The sequence below is a fragment of the Maribacter polysaccharolyticus genome, from assembly GCF_028882255.1.
Lineage (GTDB): Bacteria > Bacteroidota > Bacteroidia > Flavobacteriales > Flavobacteriaceae > Maribacter_A > Maribacter_A polysaccharolyticus.
The window spans coordinates 817,057-836,243 of sequence record NZ_JARBUY010000001.1 but is presented as its reverse complement, the minus strand read 5'-3'; the positions used below and the strand labels follow the sequence as shown (position 1 = coordinate 836,243).

Here is a 19,187-nt window from a genome sequence, read left to right as displayed (position 1 = left end):
CAGTCGAGACCTAATCAGTCTTATTTCCATATTAAAAATCGGAATGTTGGCCACTTCGACCGACAGGACAGGGCCATAAAAAACAAACCCCTTGTAGGATTGGAATACAAAGGGTTTTTGCTGCAATAGGGTTATGGATGATGATATTATCAAGTCTTCAAGATGTTCTACAAGTTCTGAGCATTTAACAAATCCAATCCTTTGACCGTTACCAGACGGTGCATCAATAGTTTCCCGAAAAAATCCAAGGTCCTATGAACATTTTCAATATCAGTGACTGAATCATCGGTAAAAATATAGTTCAACATGTTCAAAATGGATTCACTAAGTTCTTCCCGATCCAATGTTTCTTTATAAAGACCTTCATGCTGTCCTCTTTCAATATTTTTAAAAACAAAGGGCAATATCACCTCGCTGTCGATTCTGGAAAACCCCAAGGATATTTTTAGGTTATAGCGTTTGATTTCCCTAATGAGCGTAGGTGAATAAGAGGATATCGCTAGTTTGTAGTATTCAAAAAAATGAGGTAGTTCCACAACGGCATTTTCCGACGCTGCTGTAATAGCTGTAATTTCTCGCTTAAAATTGGCGATTTTCACTCCGATTATTTTATCTATTAGGTCGGCTTTGTTCTGATAGAATTTGTAAATCGTTCTTTTGGAAACGCCACATTCATTGGCAATATCATCCATTGATAGGCTATGAATACCATACTTGGTGAACATGGTGGTAGCCTTTTCCAAGATAAGGTCTTTTTTGTTGTAAGATGCCGTTTCCATACCTTGTTAATTATTCAATTCCCCAATACTTTTGAAATAGGTGGCTTTGCGAATATTGTAACTGGCCTTTGCATCGATCAGGTCCGAGTAGGCTTGTTGCCATAATACCTGCGCTTCAAGTACATCGCTACCATTGATTGTACCTGCATCGAATCGGTCTTTATGGAGTTTCAGGTTCTCATCGGCCTGATTCATTGATTTTTTGGAAATTTCAACCCTTTTTATGGCTTGGTTCATTTCCATATAGGCGTTTTGGATTTCAATGGCCACCAGTTCTTTGGTCCTTTCCAATTCGGCCTTTTGCGCCTCTACCTTAAACCGCTGTTCTTTTACCTTTTGCCTTCTTCCTCCCCAATCGAAAATCGGGATATTAAGGCTTGCCAAGCCGGCAAAATTGGCGATATGGTCTTCCCCTTCTGTGGCATTGATGTTATCCCCATAAAAGTAAGTTTCGGAGAAACTAATGCCTAACGTTGGTTTTCTTTCCCCCTTCAATAATTCCGTTTGTAAGTCACCCAATTGAACGGCATTTTTGAGCATGGCGATTTCAGGTCGGTTCTCAATGGCCGTAGCGATTATAGCTTCCTCGCTCAAAAGGGTCTCCTCGTCTATGGTACCATCCACCTCAAAATCGGTGTTGGGTAATCCGGCCAATTGGGCCAATTGAAGCTTGAGCATTTGTAGATTGTCATTGGCGGTCATTAAATTAAGCGCTGCTTGGTTCGATTCGACCTGCACTTTCAAGAGATCGTTTTTATAGGTGAGGCCTGCCTCGTACAAATTGGTTAAATCGGTCAATAGTTCATTCAATAATTTTTGATATTTCTCGGCCAATTCTACCTTACCTTGTACATTTACAAGTTGCCAATAGGTGCTTTCTATTTGTAACAACACATTGCTTTGGGTCAATTCTTTTTGTGAAGTTTGAAGCTCAACCCCGGTTTTGGCCATCTTTTTAGCGGTATTGACTTTACCACCCGCATAGACTACTTGGGAAATCCCTAAAGAGGAGTATAGGGTATAGTCGGGCAAAAGGCCCAATGGGGGGTTGTCTAGGTAAATCCCCATGGCACTGGCATCCAAAGTGGGTTTGTTGGCAGTTTTTGCAACTTTATGGGCAGCATTGGCGGCATCAAGATTATATTGCTCCTTAGCGATTTCCTTATTATTTTGGAGGGCAAGTACCTTAACCTCTTTCAAACTTAATGGCTTTTCTTGTCCAAAACTTATCTGAAAGACCATAATGAACATGAAAAAAGGCATGATCTTGGACAGTTTCATCTTTAATTTGCTAAAAGGATAGGGTTTGTATTGAATCTTTGGTTCCGATGGTCTGGCATGTTCTCTTGGATACTCTTTCTTAGCGAATTTGTAATATAGAATAGGGACGATAAACAAGGTCAGTACCATGGATATGATCAATCCCACAGCCAAAACACTGCCCAACGGTGCCCATAGAGGAGATTTACCCACGATCATGGGGACTACCCCTACGGCAGCTGCAGCCGAGGTCAGGAATATGGGGCGCATTCTTCTTTTACCAGCTGCTTTGGCGGCCCCTTTTATACTATAATTATGGTCAATGGCCAATTCATCGGCATAGTCGACCAGGATGATTCCGTTACGTACCACGATCCCGATCAAGCTGACTATCCCCATAAATGCGGTAAAACCAAATGGGTTTCCAGTAAGTTTTAAACCTAAGAAGGCACCCAACAAACTCAATGGAAATGTAGCCAAAACAATGAGCACCCTGGTAAAGTTCTTGAACTGGAACATCAAGACCAAAAAGATAAGTATTAAACTAACGGCCAAAGAGGTCGCCATGGGAGGCATTGTTTCGGCAGAACTTTCATATTCACCGCCATAATTAAGGGTTATACCTTCCGGTAGTTCCAGATTATCTATGGTAGGTTTTACTTTGTCAAGAATCGTGGCGGCCATTATTCCCATTTGGGTCTCGGTCCTTACGGTTAAGGTTCTTAACCCATTTCTACGTGCAATTACACCGGTATGCCATTCCGGTGAAATCGTTGCGATTTCTTTCAAAGGTACTTTGGTACCGTAAACCGTAGGTATACCTACTTCCCCAAGATCATCGATGTCGTTTCTATTTTCGGCATCAAGTCGCAATACGATGGCTATAGGTTTATCGCCTTCGTAAAGGGTGGAGACGGGATAGCCACTTAAACCGGCCCCTAGGGTCTGTGAGACCATAGCATTGGTCACCCCAACGCGATTGGCCTTATTGTCGTCTAAGTTTACTTTGATCCCGAAATAATCGTCTTGGTAAGTGGTTCTTATCCAGTTGGTACCTGCTGCATTTTCAAGAATATGTGCTACCTGATCGGCTACCTTTTTTTGATCATTCATATTTTCACCTACTATACGGACCTCTATAGGTGCGGGTGATTCTTTTAGGGCCAATTGCCGAATCCGAACATATCCGTCGGGAACATAACCCTCAAATTTTTTTAGATATTCATGGGCCAATTCATCGGTTTCCTCATTACCGATGGTAGTGATGAAAATCTGGGCAAAATTCTCACGGGGAACTTCCGGGGCGTACGTACTATGGAAACGGGGAGAACTGGTGCCTACAAAACTGGCTATGGAGACGATACGTTCATCATTCTTTATTTCATCCTCAATACCATTGACTACTTTTTCGGTTTCTTCCAAAGGATACCCATTGGGCAACCAAACCTCAAGGTTGAATTGGTTTCTTTCCGCCGTTGGAAACAATTCCTGCTCCGTATTTCCTGCGATGATAAAAGCTAGGATAATGGATGCTACACCTATGGCCAAGGTGATCTTGGGATAGCGAAAACTGTAGTCCAACCAATTGTTGAATTTCATTTGTAAACGATCCAGCAATGATAATTTTGGAGGACGTTCACTTACCTTATGTTTCAATCCTTTTTTGATAGCAACATAGCACATGTAAGGTGTAAGCAAAATGGCCACCAAAAATGAAGTGAACAATGCAATGGCTACGGCAATCGGTAAGGATTGTATAAATTCCTTGGCCAATCCGTTCAAGAAAATGGCCAGAGGTAAAAAGGCGAAAATGATGGCTAAGGTTGCGGTAAATATCGGGACCATCAATTGGGTTGCGGCCTGCCATGCCGACGTCCATCTATCGATACCTTCGTCTAATTTTTCAATATAATTATCGACTACCACGATGGCATTATCCACTACCATACCGAGAACGATGATCAATGCGGCAAGGGAAACTTGGTGGATCTCTATGCCGATCATGTTCAATATACCAAAGGTGATGATAATGGCAATAGGGCAGGCCAAGGCAGAAACAAGGGCGACCCTAAAGGGTAACAAAAGGATGACCACGATGATCACGGCTGAAATTGCAATGATAAATTCGAGCATAAAATGGTTTATACTTTCTTTTACAACTTCAGGTTGGTTTACGATCGTTTTGATTTGGACATCTTCGGGTAAATAGTGTTTTACCTCTTCTATCTTCCGATCAACTTTTTCACCGAACTTTACAATATTGTTACCGGGCTGCATTTCTATGGCCAGCATGGTAACACGCTGTTTGTCAACCTGTATATAGCTGTCTTCTTCTTCGTACCTGCGCTCAATGGTCGCAAGGTCTTTTAAGCGAAGGGTTTTGCCATTGGGCTCACTATAAATAATTTGATTTCCCAAATCTGTTGCACTTTTGTACTGGTTCTTGGTGAATACATTGGCAGTAGCGCTTTGTAATTGAATTTCACCGGCATGACCTGTGGCATTTTGGGTCTGGATTATCTGTGCTATGTTGGAAATGTCTACCCCATACTGCTTTAGCTTCCCATTGTTCAGGGTAACATAGATTTGCTCTTTTTGTTCCCCATACCGATTGATTTTAGAGGTCTCATCTATGGTTTTGAGTCCGTCTTCAAGTTTGTCCAAGTAGGTTTCAATTTCAGCATAGCTTCTTCCAGGGGCGGAAACGGTGATCATTTGGGCGACAACATCCCCAAAATTACTGTTTACAATGGGGCCTACGATACCATTGGGCAAGGTATAGTTCATCCTGAAGGTAGTGTTAAGGCCATTTTGTAGGGTGGCCCAAAACCTGTCGGTGTCCTTAACGTTTTCGTTCAATTCAACGGTAATGACCACCTGTCCGGCTTTGGTATCGGAAATGGTCTCGTCTTTTTTGACTTCTTCAAAACTGAACAGGTATTGTTCTATTTTTTCGGTGAGTTGTTGTTCTACCTGAAGTTCATCGGCACCTGGGTAAGCTGCTACTACCAATCCTTTACGAACAGTTATCTCAGGGTCTTCGCTTCGGGGCATGGTAAATACGGCATACAGTCCAAAAGCCATTAAAAGTAAGGTAAATACAATGGTTACCTCCCGGTATTTCATTGCCGCCTCTATAAAATTTATCTTTGTTTTCTTCATCGTTTATTTACTTTGCATGAATTAAAAAGATACTTCCTGACCATCTTTAACAGCGGTGTATCCTTTTGAAATCAATAAATCCCCGGTAGTTAGGCCTTTGGTAATGACCACTTGGTTTCCTTTAAAACCTCCAATATCCACACGTTTTTTGATCGCCTTATTATTTTTTACGATATAGGCATAAGTAATGTCGTTCATATCGCGAACAATGGACTGTGCGGGTATACTGATTACTTGTTGGCTATTATCGGTATTGATCTTGATATTGGATATCATTCCGGGAAGCAATTGGTTTTCACTATTGTCCACGCGAACCTTAACATCGAAGGTTCGGGTCAATGCATCTGCACTTAGGTTTACGATGGCCACTTTTCCTTTATAGGTGCTATTCATTGACGGAATTTCGACCTCGGCATCGGAACCTACTTTTAGTTTTGAGATTTCCGTTTCACTTATTGAGGCTTTGGCATATACCTTATCGGTTTTCATTACGGTAAAGGCAGGTACGCCAGGAGCGGCTGTGGCACCCATCTCGGTTAATTTAGCCGTAATCATTCCTGAGAAGGGGGCATAAAGTTTGGTGTCAGACAAATTCTTTGCTGCCAAGTTCTTATTGGCATTGGCTTGGGCCACACCTACTTTTACGGCAATATAATCCCGTTCGGGCAGGCTACCTTTGGTATAAAGTTCGTTAAGACGTTTATAGTTGTCGTTTGCCAACTCGAGTCCGGCATCGGCAATGTCGTATGCATTTTTGTAGGATGTGGCATCGATAGTGGCGAGTAGCTGCCCTCTTTTGACTTTTTGTCCCTCTTGGACATAGATTTCAGCGACTCTTCCGGCGACCATGAAGCCTAAGGAAACGGTATTGTCGGCCTCTATGGTGCCACTGTAAGTTAAGGTTTCATTTTGCAGGTTGGGAGCAATTTTGGTAACCTCGACTTTATGGATTTTTGTTTCTTTTGCTTCTTCTTTCTTTTCGGAACAGCTCATGAGCAGAAGAACGGTGGTTATAAAAAATACGTGATGGATTTTCATTTTGAAATACCTTTTTTAGTTTGAATCTTTATGCGTTATCAGAATTTGAAGGCACAAAATTGAAACTATTTGTAGTATTTCAATAGGTGTTAAAAAAGCAAAAATTGGTCAATATCGATTTTTTTGTCTCTATCTAAGGAAATTTAAAGGACACTTAAGGTGGATTATTGGTCTATTTTCTGTTTTCCATTCTATAGGCTGAAGGGGATAGGCCAACATGTTTTTTAAAGTATTTCCCAAAAAAGGATTGATCGGGAAATCGCAGTTCCTGAGCGATTTGGGCTATGGAAAGTTTAGGATCCATTAGAAGTAAGCGGGCCTCAACGATTACTGCGCTTTCAATCAATTGGGAAGCGGTCTTGCCGCTAACCTCTTTGAGGGTTTTTGATAAATGACCGGTGGTAACATTAAGGGCATCTGCATAAAATTGGACCGATCGTTCAATTTTTACGTTTTCCTGGAGGATATGCCAAAAACGAATGGTCAATTCTTCCTGTCTGGTTAAATCCACTTTCAGGTCTGGGTATGTACGTTTGAAAATCTCGGCATAGGTATAGGCGATGACCCCGAAAGTATTTCGGATGATATCCTCTTTGAACAGGGTTTTCTCCTTGACATTATGGTCCTTTAATAGTTTGGACATCATTCGGAACACCTTACCTTCTTGCTTATTCAATTTTAATTTAGGGGCATTGTTATAGGTGAAATAACTAAAGGCGTCGATCTTATTGTTATTGAGAAAATTATCTACGATGAACTTTGTTGAGAAATTTATATCGATCACACTGAGGTCATTACTGATCTCAAGAATCTGGATCACGGATTTTTGGGGAACCGCTATGGATTCATTTTTTTTTAAGGTGTGGGTTATTAAATTGATCGTAACTTTTAGGTGTCCTTTGTCAACAAAGAAAATATCATTTCCCAAATTCCTAAATGGATAGGTGATGGGTATTTGCGTAAAATCTTTGAAAATGAATACGTGCAGACCTTCAGATTGGGGCTCTTCACCCAGAATCTGGATAAAATCGTTCAACGATAACTTTTTGATCGACTCTTCTTTCAATTTACCGAATGTTTGCCCAAAGATATCGACTCTAGATCTAAACGGGGATTTTTTTGCGTGTTAATAAAGGGAATGGGGTGTACTTTCTCGGACTTCTTTTTTAATGGTCATTCCATACGTTTTTTATTAAACTATAATACATATTCAAGACCAGTTTGTGGGTATGGTATTCTGGATACACAGGATGGTTTGATCATTCCATGGTATTGATATCCTTTTTAAATTGAAAATTATCCTTAATGTAATCACTCGGTGTTTTGCCGTATTGCTTTTTAAATGCCTTGGAAAAATAGTTATGGGAATTAAAACCAACGGCATATCCTATTTCGCCGATGTTGACGTCGCCTTTTTGCATTAATTCAATGGCTTGTTTTAGTTTTATGCTCCGAATGAATTCCGTTGCGGATTGATTGGTTAGCGATTTTAATTTGCGATGCAGGTGTGTACGACTTAAATAGAGGTTTTTGGCTAAATCCTCAACCGAAAAATTGGGGTTGGATATATTTTGCTCAATTGTTTTAATGGCTTTTAAGAGTAGTTTTTTATCCAACTCATGTATTTCTAGATGGTCTTCCCATTTTTCTTCGGAAGATGCGAAGGATTCCCTTAAGGCTTTTCTGGAATTTAGAAGATTATTGATCTGTACGATCAAAAGGTCATCGTCAAAAGGTTTTGCCAAATAGGCATCGGCACCGGAGTTGATGCCGGTAATCTTGTCTTGAACGGTATCCAATGCAGTCAATAGAATTACAGGAATATGGCTTGTTCTGACATCTGTCTTTATTTTTGAGCATAATTCAATACCGTCCATTTCGGGCATCATAATATCCGAAACCACTAAATCGGGATACAATGCGTGAATTTGATCATAGGCTTCTTTTCCATTTTTCGCTTTGGATATTCTAAAATGATTTTGAAGTGAATCTGCCAAGAAATTCAATAATTCGGGATTATCTTCCGTAATTAGGATCAAGGATTCCTGATTGGCGGTGGTGTCTAAATTTTTAATGTTATTTTCCAACAGGGCAGCGGATTCAGATGTAAAATCAGAGGAAGATATATTCGAAGTTTCTATAGGGTGATCATTGAATGAATCTTTTTGCTGTTGGGGTATGCAAATACTGAAAACAGACCCTTTTCCTTCAAGACTATTCACCATCAACTGCCCGTTGTGCATGGTAATGTAATTTGTGGATAATGAAAGGCCAATCCCGGTACCACTACTGAATTCCGTGTCGATACGAAAGAAACGTTCAAATATTTTGGGCAGTTTGTCAACCGAAATACCTACGCCGGTATCAATAATGCTAATAACCACAAAATCACCATTAATGGGTTCCCCTACAGAATAACTATTCCAGTTTGGTTCGGGAACGGGCATTTCATTACTTTGTATTTTAAGTTTGATGGTGCCATGGTCATAGGAATACTTGAATGCATTCGAAAGTATGTTCACTAAGACCTTGTCTAGCTTGTCCGTATCGAAATCAATTTTAAGACAGGGGATATCAGAAATGAATTGAAAATCAAAAGACCGTTGTTTGGCATGTTCTTCAAAACAGTAAAAGACATTCTTACTGAACGAGACGATATCGGTATGAATGGGAGTAAGTTTTAATTTTCCATGGTCACTTCTCCTAAAATCAAGGAATTGATTGATCAATCGAAGTAAACGGTCGGTATTGTTTTTGATCAATATCAATTGTTTGTTGGAGGATTCATTTTCTAGACCACTTTTTAACAAACGGGTCACTGGTCCCTGAATTAAGGTTAGGGGTGTCCTGAATTCGTGGGAGATATTGGTAAAGAACTGAAGTTTTGTTTGGTGTAGTTGTTCTTTGGTTTCACGTTGTATATTGGCCATCTGTATTTCCGATTTCAAGTTTTGTCGATGGATGACCTGTTTTTTAAAAAAGTAGATAGAAGCAAGAAAAATAAGGGAATAAATCATATAAGCATACCAGGTGTCCCAAATAGGTGGACTTATACCAATGGAAATTTGTGTAGGTACTTCGTTCCAAATACCATCGTCGTTTGATGCTTTTACTTCGAACACATATTGGCCCGGAGGAACATTTGTGAAATTCGCCTTTCCATTATAATCCGTATTACTCCATTTATCATCAAATCCTTTTAATCGATATTTGAATTTGTTTTTTTTGGGGTTTATGTAATTATCCGATATGAACTGAAAACTTATAGAGTTTTGTTTATAGTTGAGGTCAATGCAACAGGAGTTACTGATAATATCTTTCAATACAGTATGTGTACTATCTGGCAATACCTCATCGTTGTTTATGAATAAACGGGTTATGGTCGTAACAGGTAATATGGGGTTGGTTCTGATCTCATGTGGCAAAAAACGTATTAGTCCGTTAGAACCACCAAAATACATCTCTTCGTTTGCAGCAGCCAAAGCGGCTGTCGGGTGAAAGTGGTTGTTCTGAATGCCCTTGTTACTATTAAAGGACTGTATTTCATTGGTTTTAGGATTGAATTTGCAGAGGCCGTTTTCCGTAGTAAGCCATAAATTTTGTTTACTATCCTGTAGAATGGAAAAAATTTCGTTTCCGGGGAGCCCCTCCTTAACGGTAAAGTGTTTTGCAGTAGCTGTTTTGGGGTCATATTTATCCAAACCCTGACCATTGGTTCCAATCCACATAAATCCTTGACGGTCTTCATGTAAACTGTAGATGTAATTGGCTGCAATGCTTTTCGGGTTATTTTCTTGATAAAATGAATGTATGAATTGCGAAGTTCCTTTTTTCAAGTAATTCAGACCGTTTTCAGTAGCGAACCATATCCCTTCATTCTTATCCTCTATGATATGGTGTATGTTATTGTTGGATATACTTTTGATATCCAATGGGTTATGTTGGTACCTGGTGAATTCATGGGAAGTGTGGTCGTAAAAGTATACACCCATAGGATAATCGCTTACCCATATCCCCTTTTTTGTGGGTAAAATATCCAATATCTGAAAACCCGTAGTGAATGGTGGATCCAATTTTTTATAGGAGGATTGGTTTTTCTCCCGGTAAAAAAGACCATTACCATAGGTGCCCACCCATAAGGTTTCGTTAAGGTCATATGCGATGGATTTAATGTTTTGTATTTCGGACCCTTTGTAATGGATCGGACTTATGGAAAAGATATTGGTCTCGGGGTTGAAAATATTCAGTTTACCATCGTCAGTGCCTATCAATATCTCTGTTTTATTCGGAACCTGGGCAAAACAACTAACGATATTGTCGCTTAAAGCTTTTTTGGATGTTGATTGATTATAGTGTAAAAATGAATTGTTGTAAGCATTGTGAAAAGCTAATCCGCCCATCCATGTTCCAATCCAGATGTTCTTATGGGAGTCTTGGTACAAAGACCAAATGGAATGATTTGGTAATTCGGAATACTTTTGTTGATCTATAACCTCTTTGACTTTTAGGTTTTCAATAATGGCAATACCGTTATAAGTGGCGACCCAGATGCGATTGTCACCATCTTTTAGTAAACTTCGTACTTGATTACTGGGTAATCCAAGTTTTTTTCCATCCTCAAAATAGAAATGATGTTTTACTTCTCCGTTTGCATCAAAACATAATAGTCCATCGGAATCATATCCTATCCATACCAGGCCATTATCTACAAGAACCGAACGAACCGGTCTTTCCAATCCTTTAGCAAAAAATTGGAAGGTATTGGAGTCTTTGGGCTTATAGTATATTTCACCATCGTCATATAATACCCAAATCGAACCTTTTTCATCAATGGCGAGGAACCTTATACTATTTGTTTTGCTGTTGATTGTTTTATAAAGCGCCCTTCCCGTGTCTGGGTTTATGGTGCCAAATCCTTTTTTATCAGAAAACCAATAATCGTCCTTTTGATCCTGAAAGAAAGCGATAATGTCTTTGCCAATGAAATTTTCAAATTGATCTTTAATGGTAAACCTTTTAAAACCATCTTTTTTGGGGTTATACAAGCATAGTCCGTTTTCGGTGGCCACCCACATTTTGCCCTGCCTATCATTATAAAGGCTGTTAATTCTATTGGTGGGAATCGTCTCTACGTCTTTTTTTAAATGGCTATACCTTTTAATGGTAATGGTATTATAGGAAAACAGTCCATTGTTTGTACTGAACCATATAATACCTCTATTATCTTCAATAATCGATGTCACTTGTGAATAGGCAACACCACCGTCGGGAGTTACCTTGGATAAGGAGATATGCGGTTCATTGAAAACGAAAAAATAAGGTGCAATTAAAATAATAAGAAGGTTGTAAAACCAATTTGGCATATCATAATTATTTTAATCCAATGTACTAAATATTGAGTTGTGGGTAACCCCCCTAACAGTACAAATTCTAGCACATATGTTGCATGTGTGTAACATATGTCCCATTAGGGAACATTTGTAGGGGTGATTGGGAACAATGGTGCAAATACTTTATGGTTTTATGAGGTAGTTTTGTCTTTAGTGGAAAAAATATAAGAATAAATTAACATGAAATCAATGAGGTTTCTTTCTGTTTTTATTATAGCATTGGTTTTGGTATACTCCTGTAGGACAAAAGTCATACAAGAAAAAGGTAGCACCGATATAAATGGGATGATAAATACCATTGCTACGCAATTGAAATCCTCGCCTTTACTTGATGGTACCTATCCAATTTCGGGTAATAAGACCTTTCCCAGGACTGTTGGTAAATCAGGGAAACTAAAATTGGTGACCAAACGGGATTGGACCAGTGGTTTCTATCCAGGGGTTCTTTGGTTAACCTATGATCTTACAGAAGATACGTACTGGAAAGATAATGCTTCCAAATTCACCGAATTATTAAGGAGCGAACAGTTTAATGACGCAGACCATGATATCGGGTTTAAAATGATGTCCAGTTTTGGGTTGGGGTATAAGTATACAAAGAATGAGGATTATAAGCAGGTGTTGGTTCAATCCGCACAAACCTTAATAACCCGATTTGATGATAAGGTCGGATGTATCCGATCTTGGGACCATCATAAAGATAAATGGGGGTATCCGGTTATCATAGATAACTTAATGAATCTTGAATTGTTGTTTTGGGCTTGGAAAGAAACTGGGGATAGGGTTTATTATAACATAGCCACAACGCACGCCAAAACCACCATGAAGAACCACTTTAGAAGTGATTACAGCACGTATCATGTGGTTGACTACGATACTATTACCGGAGGGGTCAAGTTTCAGGGAACACATCAAGGATATGCCGATGATTCATGTTGGGCCAGGGGAGAAGCTTGGGCTTTATACGGGTATACCATGGCTTATCGTGAGAGCAAGGATGCTGAATTTTTAAGGCAAGCCGAAAAAGTTGCAAACTACATCATCAACATAGCCAAGCTTCCTTCGGATTCAGTGCCAACTTGGGATTTTAGTTTAAAGGATAAAACCAATGAGTCAAAAGACGCTTCGGCTGCGGCCATTATGGCTTCTGCATTCTATGAGTTAAGCACTCTGACAGGAAACCCCGAAAACGGTAAAACATATATTAAAGTTGCAAATGACATGATGTCATCATTGTCATCTGGGGATTATTTCAATAAGGAGGGAGAAAATAAAGGGTTTTTATTGAAACATTCAACGGGATCAAAACCTTCGAACTCTGAAGTCGATGTACCACTTGTGTATGCCGATTATTATTATTTGGAAGCACTGGAAAGAAGAATTAGAATAAAAAATCAACTTAACTAAATATTAAATTCATGAAAAAAAGGCAATTATTTTTTAAGCTACTAGGCTTGCTTTTTATTTTGGTTTCCCTGAATGGGTATTCCCAAGAGAAAAGTATAACGGGGGTTGTTACGGCTGAAGACGGAGTTCCGCTTCCAGGGGCATCGGTATTGGTAAAAGGAACTACAACTGGGACAATGACCGATTTCGACGGTAACTATGCAATTCAGGCTAGTTCGGGTTCCGTATTGGAATTTGGTTACCTGGGAATGGAAACAAAAGAAGTTAAAGTAGGGTCGAACACGAAAATCAATGTTTCATTGCAATCATCCCAAATAGGTTTGGAAGAAGTGATTGTAGTGGGTTATGGTGTTCAAAAGAAGAGTGATGTGACCGGATCTGTGGTTTCGGTGGGAAAAGAAGTATTGGAATCAAGACCAAGGACGAGTGTGGAACAAATGTTACAAGGTACCATGGCGGGTATAAACATTAGTGTAGATGCATCAAATGCAGAAGGATCTTCCAATACATTACTGATTCGTGGTCAAAATTCCATTTCGGCCTCGAACAGCCCGTTGATTATTTTCGATGGTATTCCTTATGCAGGAAATTTATCTGAAATAAATCCTAAGGATATTGGATCGATCGAGGTTTTGAAAGACGCATCAGCTTCAGCCATTTACGGTGCAAGAGGGGCGAATGGTGTTATTTTGATCACCTCCAAAAAAGGTAAGGAAGGTACTATGAGTGTAAATTATTCAATTTCCACAGCATTCAGTAAACCCATTAACATTCCTGATCTTATGGATGGTAAAACCTTTTACGAAACAAAGGTTGAACGCGGATTATCAACCTCCGCTGTTGAGGATGAAGGTTATGAATCAGGGAGAAATACCGATTGGGTAGATCTTGCGACCAGAACGGGCGTAACCTATCAGCATGATCTTTCTTTCCTAGGGGGCACTGAAAAAACAAATTATTATGTATCCATGTCTTACTTGGATGCCGAAGGTGTTTCTATCGGTGATGATTTTAAGCGTTATACATTAAGGGTTAATCTAGGGCATAAGTTATTGCCATGGTTGACTTTTAATACCAGTACACAATATGGGTATTATGATAGAAGTGGTTCCGATGCCAATTTTTCCAATGCATTTACCATGAATCCACTGGGTATACCGTATAATGAAGACGGATCGCTTACTATGGAAACATGGGATGATGGGGTCTATGTAACAAATCCGCTTGAACCTTTGTTGTATGATAATAGTGATAAAACAAGACGTTTTACTTCAAACAACAATATAGTGGTAGATGTACCCTTTATCGAAGGGTTGAGCTACAAGTTGAATACAGGTTACGATTACCGTTCCAGATTGGCACAGACCTATAGGGGCAGTAATACACGAACTGGTTCAAGTGTCGGTGGTTCGTTGGATATCGCAAATGAATATGATGAAGATTGGATTGTTGAAAATATTATAAGTTATAAAAATACATTTGGGAAACACTCCCTTTTTCTTACCGGTTTGTACAGTGCCCAGAGCGAATGGTCAGAAAATCACGACATTAGTGCAGAGGGCTTTCCCAATGATGTTATGACATACTACCAAGCAAGTAAGGCCAGTCTTGTGGAACCTAGTTCTTCTTATACCAAAAGCACGCACCTTTCACAAATGTTGAGGGCTAATTATGTTTTTGATTCCCGATATTTATTCACTTTGACAGCACGTCGAGATGGTTACTCTGCATTTGGGGAAGATAGTAAATTCGGTATCTTTCCGTCGGCGGCATTGGGATGGAATATTTCAAACGAGAAGTTCCTTGAGAATTCAAAAAACATAAATAATCTAAAATTAAGATTATCATACGGTGAAAGCGGTAACGAGGCGGTTTCTGCATATTCCACTTTACCCACATTGTCCTCGACGAATTATGTTGATTCGGATGATGCCACCTTATTCGGTTTTTATCCTAGTAGATTAGGTGATCCGTCTTTAGGATGGGAAACGACAGTTTCATTTAACGCAGGTCTTGATTTTGGCTTATTTAGAAATAGGATTAAAGGTATAGTGGATGTGTATACGTCTAAAACCACGGATTTATTGCTTAGTAAGTCAATATCAAACGTAAATGGTACCGGATCCATAACCCAGAACATTGGTGAAACATCCAGCAAGGGTATTGAATTTCAAATCTCCACCGTCAATATTAGAAAAGATGACTTCAAATGGACGACAGACTTTAATATTGCACATTATGATACCGAGATTGTTCATGTTGGACTTACGGATGGGGATGGTAATTATATAGATGATATTGATAGTGAATGGTTTATAGGGGAGCCAATTGGTGTGAATTATGATTATGTTGTTGATGGTATTTACCAGGAAGATATGGATGATACTCCCCAGGGAGACGTAGAGGCTGGGGACATTAAGTATTTGGATGCTGATGGCGACGGAGAGATAACCACGGCGGATAAAGAAATAATTGGAAGACAAATTCCCGATTTTGTTGCCGGTTTAACCAATACGTTCCAGTATAAGAATTGGACATTGAGTTTCTTTTTGAACATGGTTTCGGGCATCACCCAATCCAACACATTGTTATCGACAAACGATATAGATTTAAGACAAAACAGATATAACGTGGATTTCTGGACCGCGGAAAACCAAAGTAATTCCTATCCACGAAATGATAAAAGTGCGAATGTTAATCCACTTTCAGCAAGTTTTTATCGTAGTACGGACTATATAAGACTACAGGATATTACTCTCAATTATAGGTTGCCTTCACAACTCTTGGAAAAGATGAACGTAACAAACCTGGAAATATTCGCAAATATCAAAAACCTTTATACCCATACAGATTGGATAGGGTTAGATCCTGAATTTTCCACTTCATCTTCGCGACAAACAGCGGTACCCCAAACGACTACGTTTTTATTGGGATTAAAAATTGGTCTCTAACAAATATATAAATGAAAGACATGAAAAAAATACTGATATTACTGACTATAGGGCTCTTTCTTACTGTTTCCTGTAATGAAGATACTTTTTTAGAGGAAGATCCAAAAGATGATATTTTTGCCGATAATTTATTTGTGGACTATGATGGATTTGTAAACGGACTCAATGCTATTTACAGTTTGGTGCGCGATGAGAGGGAGTCTTCGAATAACGTCACAAGGGCAGCCTTATGGCAAATGGGTACGGATAATGCCTTTGTAAATAATGGAGCGGGGGCCACCGATCCTTTCAATGATTATACAGACCTTAACTCGGAAAACAGTTTGGTTTCATCGAATTTTAATTGGCTATATAGAATAATAAATGCCTCCAATTTAATTATAAATCGAGCAGAAAATTCCAGCGTGGATTGGATGGGCGGCAATGATGATGCCAATGTTGAAAACCAAAACGAGATCATTGCACATGCTAAATTATTACGTGCTTGGGCCTATAGGCATTTGCGATATGGCTGGGGTGCAGTACCTTTAAGTCTAGAGGAAATCGACGGTACTACATATCGAAATGATTGGGAACGTAATTCTGTAGAAGAAATCAATGCCCAAATGGAACTTGATTTAACATTCGCACGGGATTATTTGGATATGAAAGAGGAAACCGGTTTTGGTAACGGCGCTGTAGCCGGCACTATGTTGGCCGAATTATATTTGGATATGGGTGAAGATGAAAAAGCTGCAACAGAAGCGTTGAAAGTAATCAATGATGGTACTTATGAGTTGATGACCGAAAGATTTGGGGTAAATGCCGCCGAGGATGGAAATGCTTATTCAGATGTATTCGATAATCCAAACCCGGGAGATGGCAATAAAGAAGTACTATGGGTGTTGAACAATGCCTATCAAGATGTAGTGGGAAGTTCTTATATATACATGAAGAATACATGGATAACCTATTATGCTAAAGATAAGGTGTTGAAAAAACTGGAATTGGATACGCTTTACACCTATAACGGTGGTAAAGGAGCTGGCCGAATATCTGTGTCCGATGCAGCATTCAATTGGTATGAGGAAGAAGATGATCGTTATTCTGAATATAACGTAAAAAAATATTATATATATCCTACCGATGGGACTGCAACTGAATTCGAAGTGGTCGGAACCACCAATATGGATTATTCTGACGAGAGTGACCTGGAAGATCATTTTCTTTGGCCATGGGTAAGGAAATGGGAATATAACGATCCTTATGTTTTTGAGAATGCATCTAGGGCTGGTCAATACGATGACCAAATTTTCATGAGATTGGCTGAGACCTATTTAATCGCAGCCGAAGCCTTAATGAACCAAGGCAACAATGCTTTAGCGGCCGATTACTTGAATGCTCTAAGAAGAAGGTCCAACGCATCGGAAATTGAAGCTACGGATGTAACCTTGGAATTTATTCTGCAAGAACGTTCAAGGGAATTGGTTACCGAAGAGTATAGAAAGCATACCCTGGTGCGAACTGGGAAATTCTACGAATGGGCCATAAAATATAACCCTAGGTTGGATGCCACCAAAGTATTTGAATATAACGAATTGTTTCCTATACCTCAGGGAATCATTGATTCCAATACGGGAGCGGTAATGGAGCAAAACCCAGGATATAGTAAATAGTAATTTGAGTTGTTGATTTAGTATCCAGATGCCGCTTTATTTATGAAAATTAATTTAAGCGGCATCCCATACTAGTTTTGATCACCTTTTAAAATAATCTTATGAGTAAACATTTTTATTTAAGGATAAGTGTAATCTTAGGGGTACATTTAATTGTGCTTCAGGGTTTTGCGCAGAGCAAAAAGATAAAAGGGAGTAGACCCAACGTTATACTTATAATGGCCGATGATTTAGGCTATGGCGATGTGGGGTTTACAGGCAATGAAAAGGTTATTACACCCAATCTGGACAATTTGTCCAAAGAAGGGGCTACACTAACTAATTTCTATGCTGCTGCACCATTGTGTTCTCCTACACGCGCAAGTGTGTTAACCGGTAGGAGTCCGTTTAGACAAGGAATCTTTGCGGCTCATACCCAAGGGATGCGACCTGCCGAAAAAACAATACCCGAATTTCTACAAAAAGAAGGATATAAAACCGGATTTTTTGGAAAGTGGCATTTAGGTTGGGTCGAACCCGATAAGGTTGAATCAAGAGGTATTTATTCTCCCCCTTGGCATCATGGTTATGAAGAAACCTTTGCAACAAAAAGTGCAGTGCCTACATGGAATCCGACGAAAACACCTGAAGGTTGGACGAGTTGGGGCGCACAGGAAGACGGTTCTTGGGGTGGTTCCATTTATGTTCATAACGGAACACCGGTAACCGAAAACTTGGAAGGGGACGATAGCCGTATCATTATGGATAGGGCGATACCTTTTATGGAGGAGTCAATTTCAAACGATGAACCTTTTTTTGCGACTATATGGTTTCATACACCACATGAACCCGTGGTTGCCGGGCCAGAGTATTTGGCCAAATATCCTGATCTTCCCGATGCCCAGAAACATTTGTACGGAGCGATTACGGCCATGGATGACCAAATCGGTAGATTGCACGCTTTCTTAAAAGAAAAGAATGTAGATGATAATACCATTATTTTCTTTTGTAGCGATAACGGTCCGTCAGATGGTCTGGCAAAAAAAGGAATTGCTTCCGCAGGTCCTTACCGGGGTCATAAACACGAAATGTGGGAGGGAGGTCTTCGAGTACCATCCCTGATTTTTTGGCCAAACCATATTAAACCCATGGTTGCGGATTTTCAATCCTCAACAGTGGATTATTTGCCGACAATCCTGGACATTCTCGACATACCTACCAGCAAGAAAATACCTTTGGATGGTGTGAGCTTAAAACCGGTATTGTTAAATGGGGCTACAGATAAAAGAAGTGTGCCCATTGCTACAGGTTTTCAACGGTTATACAAAGATATTGGGTTATATGCCCTTATAAAAGGGGATTATAAAATATGTATCCCGGAGAAAGGGGATGGGATGATGCTTTTCAATTTATCTAAAGATCCTTATGAGACCCGTGATTTAGCGGCAGAAAAGCCTGAATTGTTGAAAAAAATGACCGAAGAACTTGAAAAAATCAAAGCTTCATGGAGGTTAAGTAGGGAAGGCAAGGATTATCAGTGGTAATATCGGTTTCATCAAAAAAACA

General features: G+C 39.5%; 9 protein-coding genes. 4 read left to right on the top strand and 5 right to left on the bottom strand.

Translation table 11 applies throughout. From position 1 onward, the window contains the following. Window positions 1–167: 167 nt before the first annotated feature. The 5 genes from PHU20_RS03690 to PHU20_RS03670 form a co-directional block, all read right to left on the bottom strand. Window positions 168–779 carry a TetR/AcrR family transcriptional regulator gene (locus PHU20_RS03690; protein WP_274823989.1) on the bottom strand — a complete coding sequence of 204 codons (612 nt, stop codon included), beginning with the start codon at window positions 777–779 and terminating at the stop codon, window positions 168–170. A gap of 6 nt (window positions 780–785) precedes the next feature. Then, entirely contained in the window at window positions 786–5,201 is a 4,416-nt protein-coding gene (locus PHU20_RS03685) for an efflux RND transporter permease subunit (protein WP_274823988.1), read from the bottom strand. Window positions 5,202–5,222: 21 nt separating this feature from the next. Next, a complete protein-coding gene (locus tag PHU20_RS03680; protein ID WP_274823987.1) occupies window positions 5,223–6,239 on the bottom strand; it encodes an efflux RND transporter periplasmic adaptor subunit in 1,017 nt (338 codons plus the stop codon). A gap of 172 nt (window positions 6,240–6,411) precedes the next feature. Then, window positions 6,412–7,305 carry a helix-turn-helix domain-containing protein gene (locus PHU20_RS03675; RefSeq protein WP_274823986.1) on the bottom strand — a complete coding sequence of 298 codons (894 nt, stop codon included), beginning with the start codon at window positions 7,303–7,305 and terminating at the stop codon, window positions 6,412–6,414. A 193-nt stretch (window positions 7,306–7,498) separates the two neighbouring features. Further along, window positions 7,499–11,602, bottom strand: a complete 4,104-nt coding sequence (locus PHU20_RS03670) for a hybrid sensor histidine kinase/response regulator transcription factor (RefSeq protein WP_274823985.1) — start codon at window positions 11,600–11,602, stop codon at window positions 7,499–7,501. Window positions 11,603–11,818: 216 nt separating this feature from the next. Here PHU20_RS03670 and PHU20_RS03665 point away from each other — a divergent pair, with 216 nt between their 5' ends. The 4 genes from PHU20_RS03665 to PHU20_RS03650 all read left to right on the top strand — a co-directional run bounded on the left by PHU20_RS03665 (window position 11,819) and on the right by PHU20_RS03650 (window position 19,165). Beyond that, complete coding sequence (locus PHU20_RS03665; protein ID WP_274823984.1) at window positions 11,819–13,036, top strand: glycoside hydrolase family 88 protein; 1,218 nt, start codon at window positions 11,819–11,821, stop codon at window positions 13,034–13,036. Window positions 13,037–13,047: 11 nt separating this feature from the next. Next, window positions 13,048–15,987, top strand: coding sequence for a SusC/RagA family TonB-linked outer membrane protein (locus PHU20_RS03660; RefSeq protein WP_274823983.1), 2,940 nt, complete (start codon window positions 13,048–13,050; stop codon window positions 15,985–15,987). Window positions 15,988–16,007: 20 nt separating this feature from the next. Further along, window positions 16,008–17,642 (top strand): RagB/SusD family nutrient uptake outer membrane protein, encoded by a 1,635-nt coding sequence (locus tag PHU20_RS03655; protein ID WP_274823982.1) that lies wholly within the window; start codon window positions 16,008–16,010, stop codon window positions 17,640–17,642. A 101-nt stretch (window positions 17,643–17,743) separates the two neighbouring features. Further along, window positions 17,744–19,165: a sulfatase family protein gene (locus PHU20_RS03650; protein WP_274823981.1), complete on the top strand. Its 1,422-nt coding sequence runs from the start codon at window positions 17,744–17,746 to the stop codon at window positions 19,163–19,165. Window positions 19,166–19,187: the final 22 nt, after the last annotated feature.

Coding starts and splice junctions, on each gene's coding strand:
- PHU20_RS03650 (WP_274823981.1), top strand. CDS start 17,744: ATGAGTAAACATTTTTATTTAAGGATAAGTGTAATCTTAGGGGTACAT.
- PHU20_RS03655 (WP_274823982.1), top strand. CDS start 16,008: ATGAAAAAAATACTGATATTACTGACTATAGGGCTCTTTCTTACTGTT.
- PHU20_RS03665 (WP_274823984.1), top strand. CDS start 11,819: ATGAGGTTTCTTTCTGTTTTTATTATAGCATTGGTTTTGGTATACTCC.
- PHU20_RS03680 (WP_274823987.1), bottom strand. CDS start 6,239: ATGAAAATCCATCACGTATTTTTTATAACCACCGTTCTTCTGCTCATG.
- PHU20_RS03670 (WP_274823985.1), bottom strand. CDS start 11,602: ATGCCAAATTGGTTTTACAACCTTCTTATTATTTTAATTGCACCTTAT.
- PHU20_RS03685 (WP_274823988.1), bottom strand. CDS start 5,201: ATGAAGAAAACAAAGATAAATTTTATAGAGGCGGCAATGAAATACCGG.
- PHU20_RS03690 (WP_274823989.1), bottom strand. CDS start 779: ATGGAAACGGCATCTTACAACAAAAAAGACCTTATCTTGGAAAAGGCT.
- PHU20_RS03660 (WP_274823983.1), top strand. CDS start 13,048: ATGAAAAAAAGGCAATTATTTTTTAAGCTACTAGGCTTGCTTTTTATT.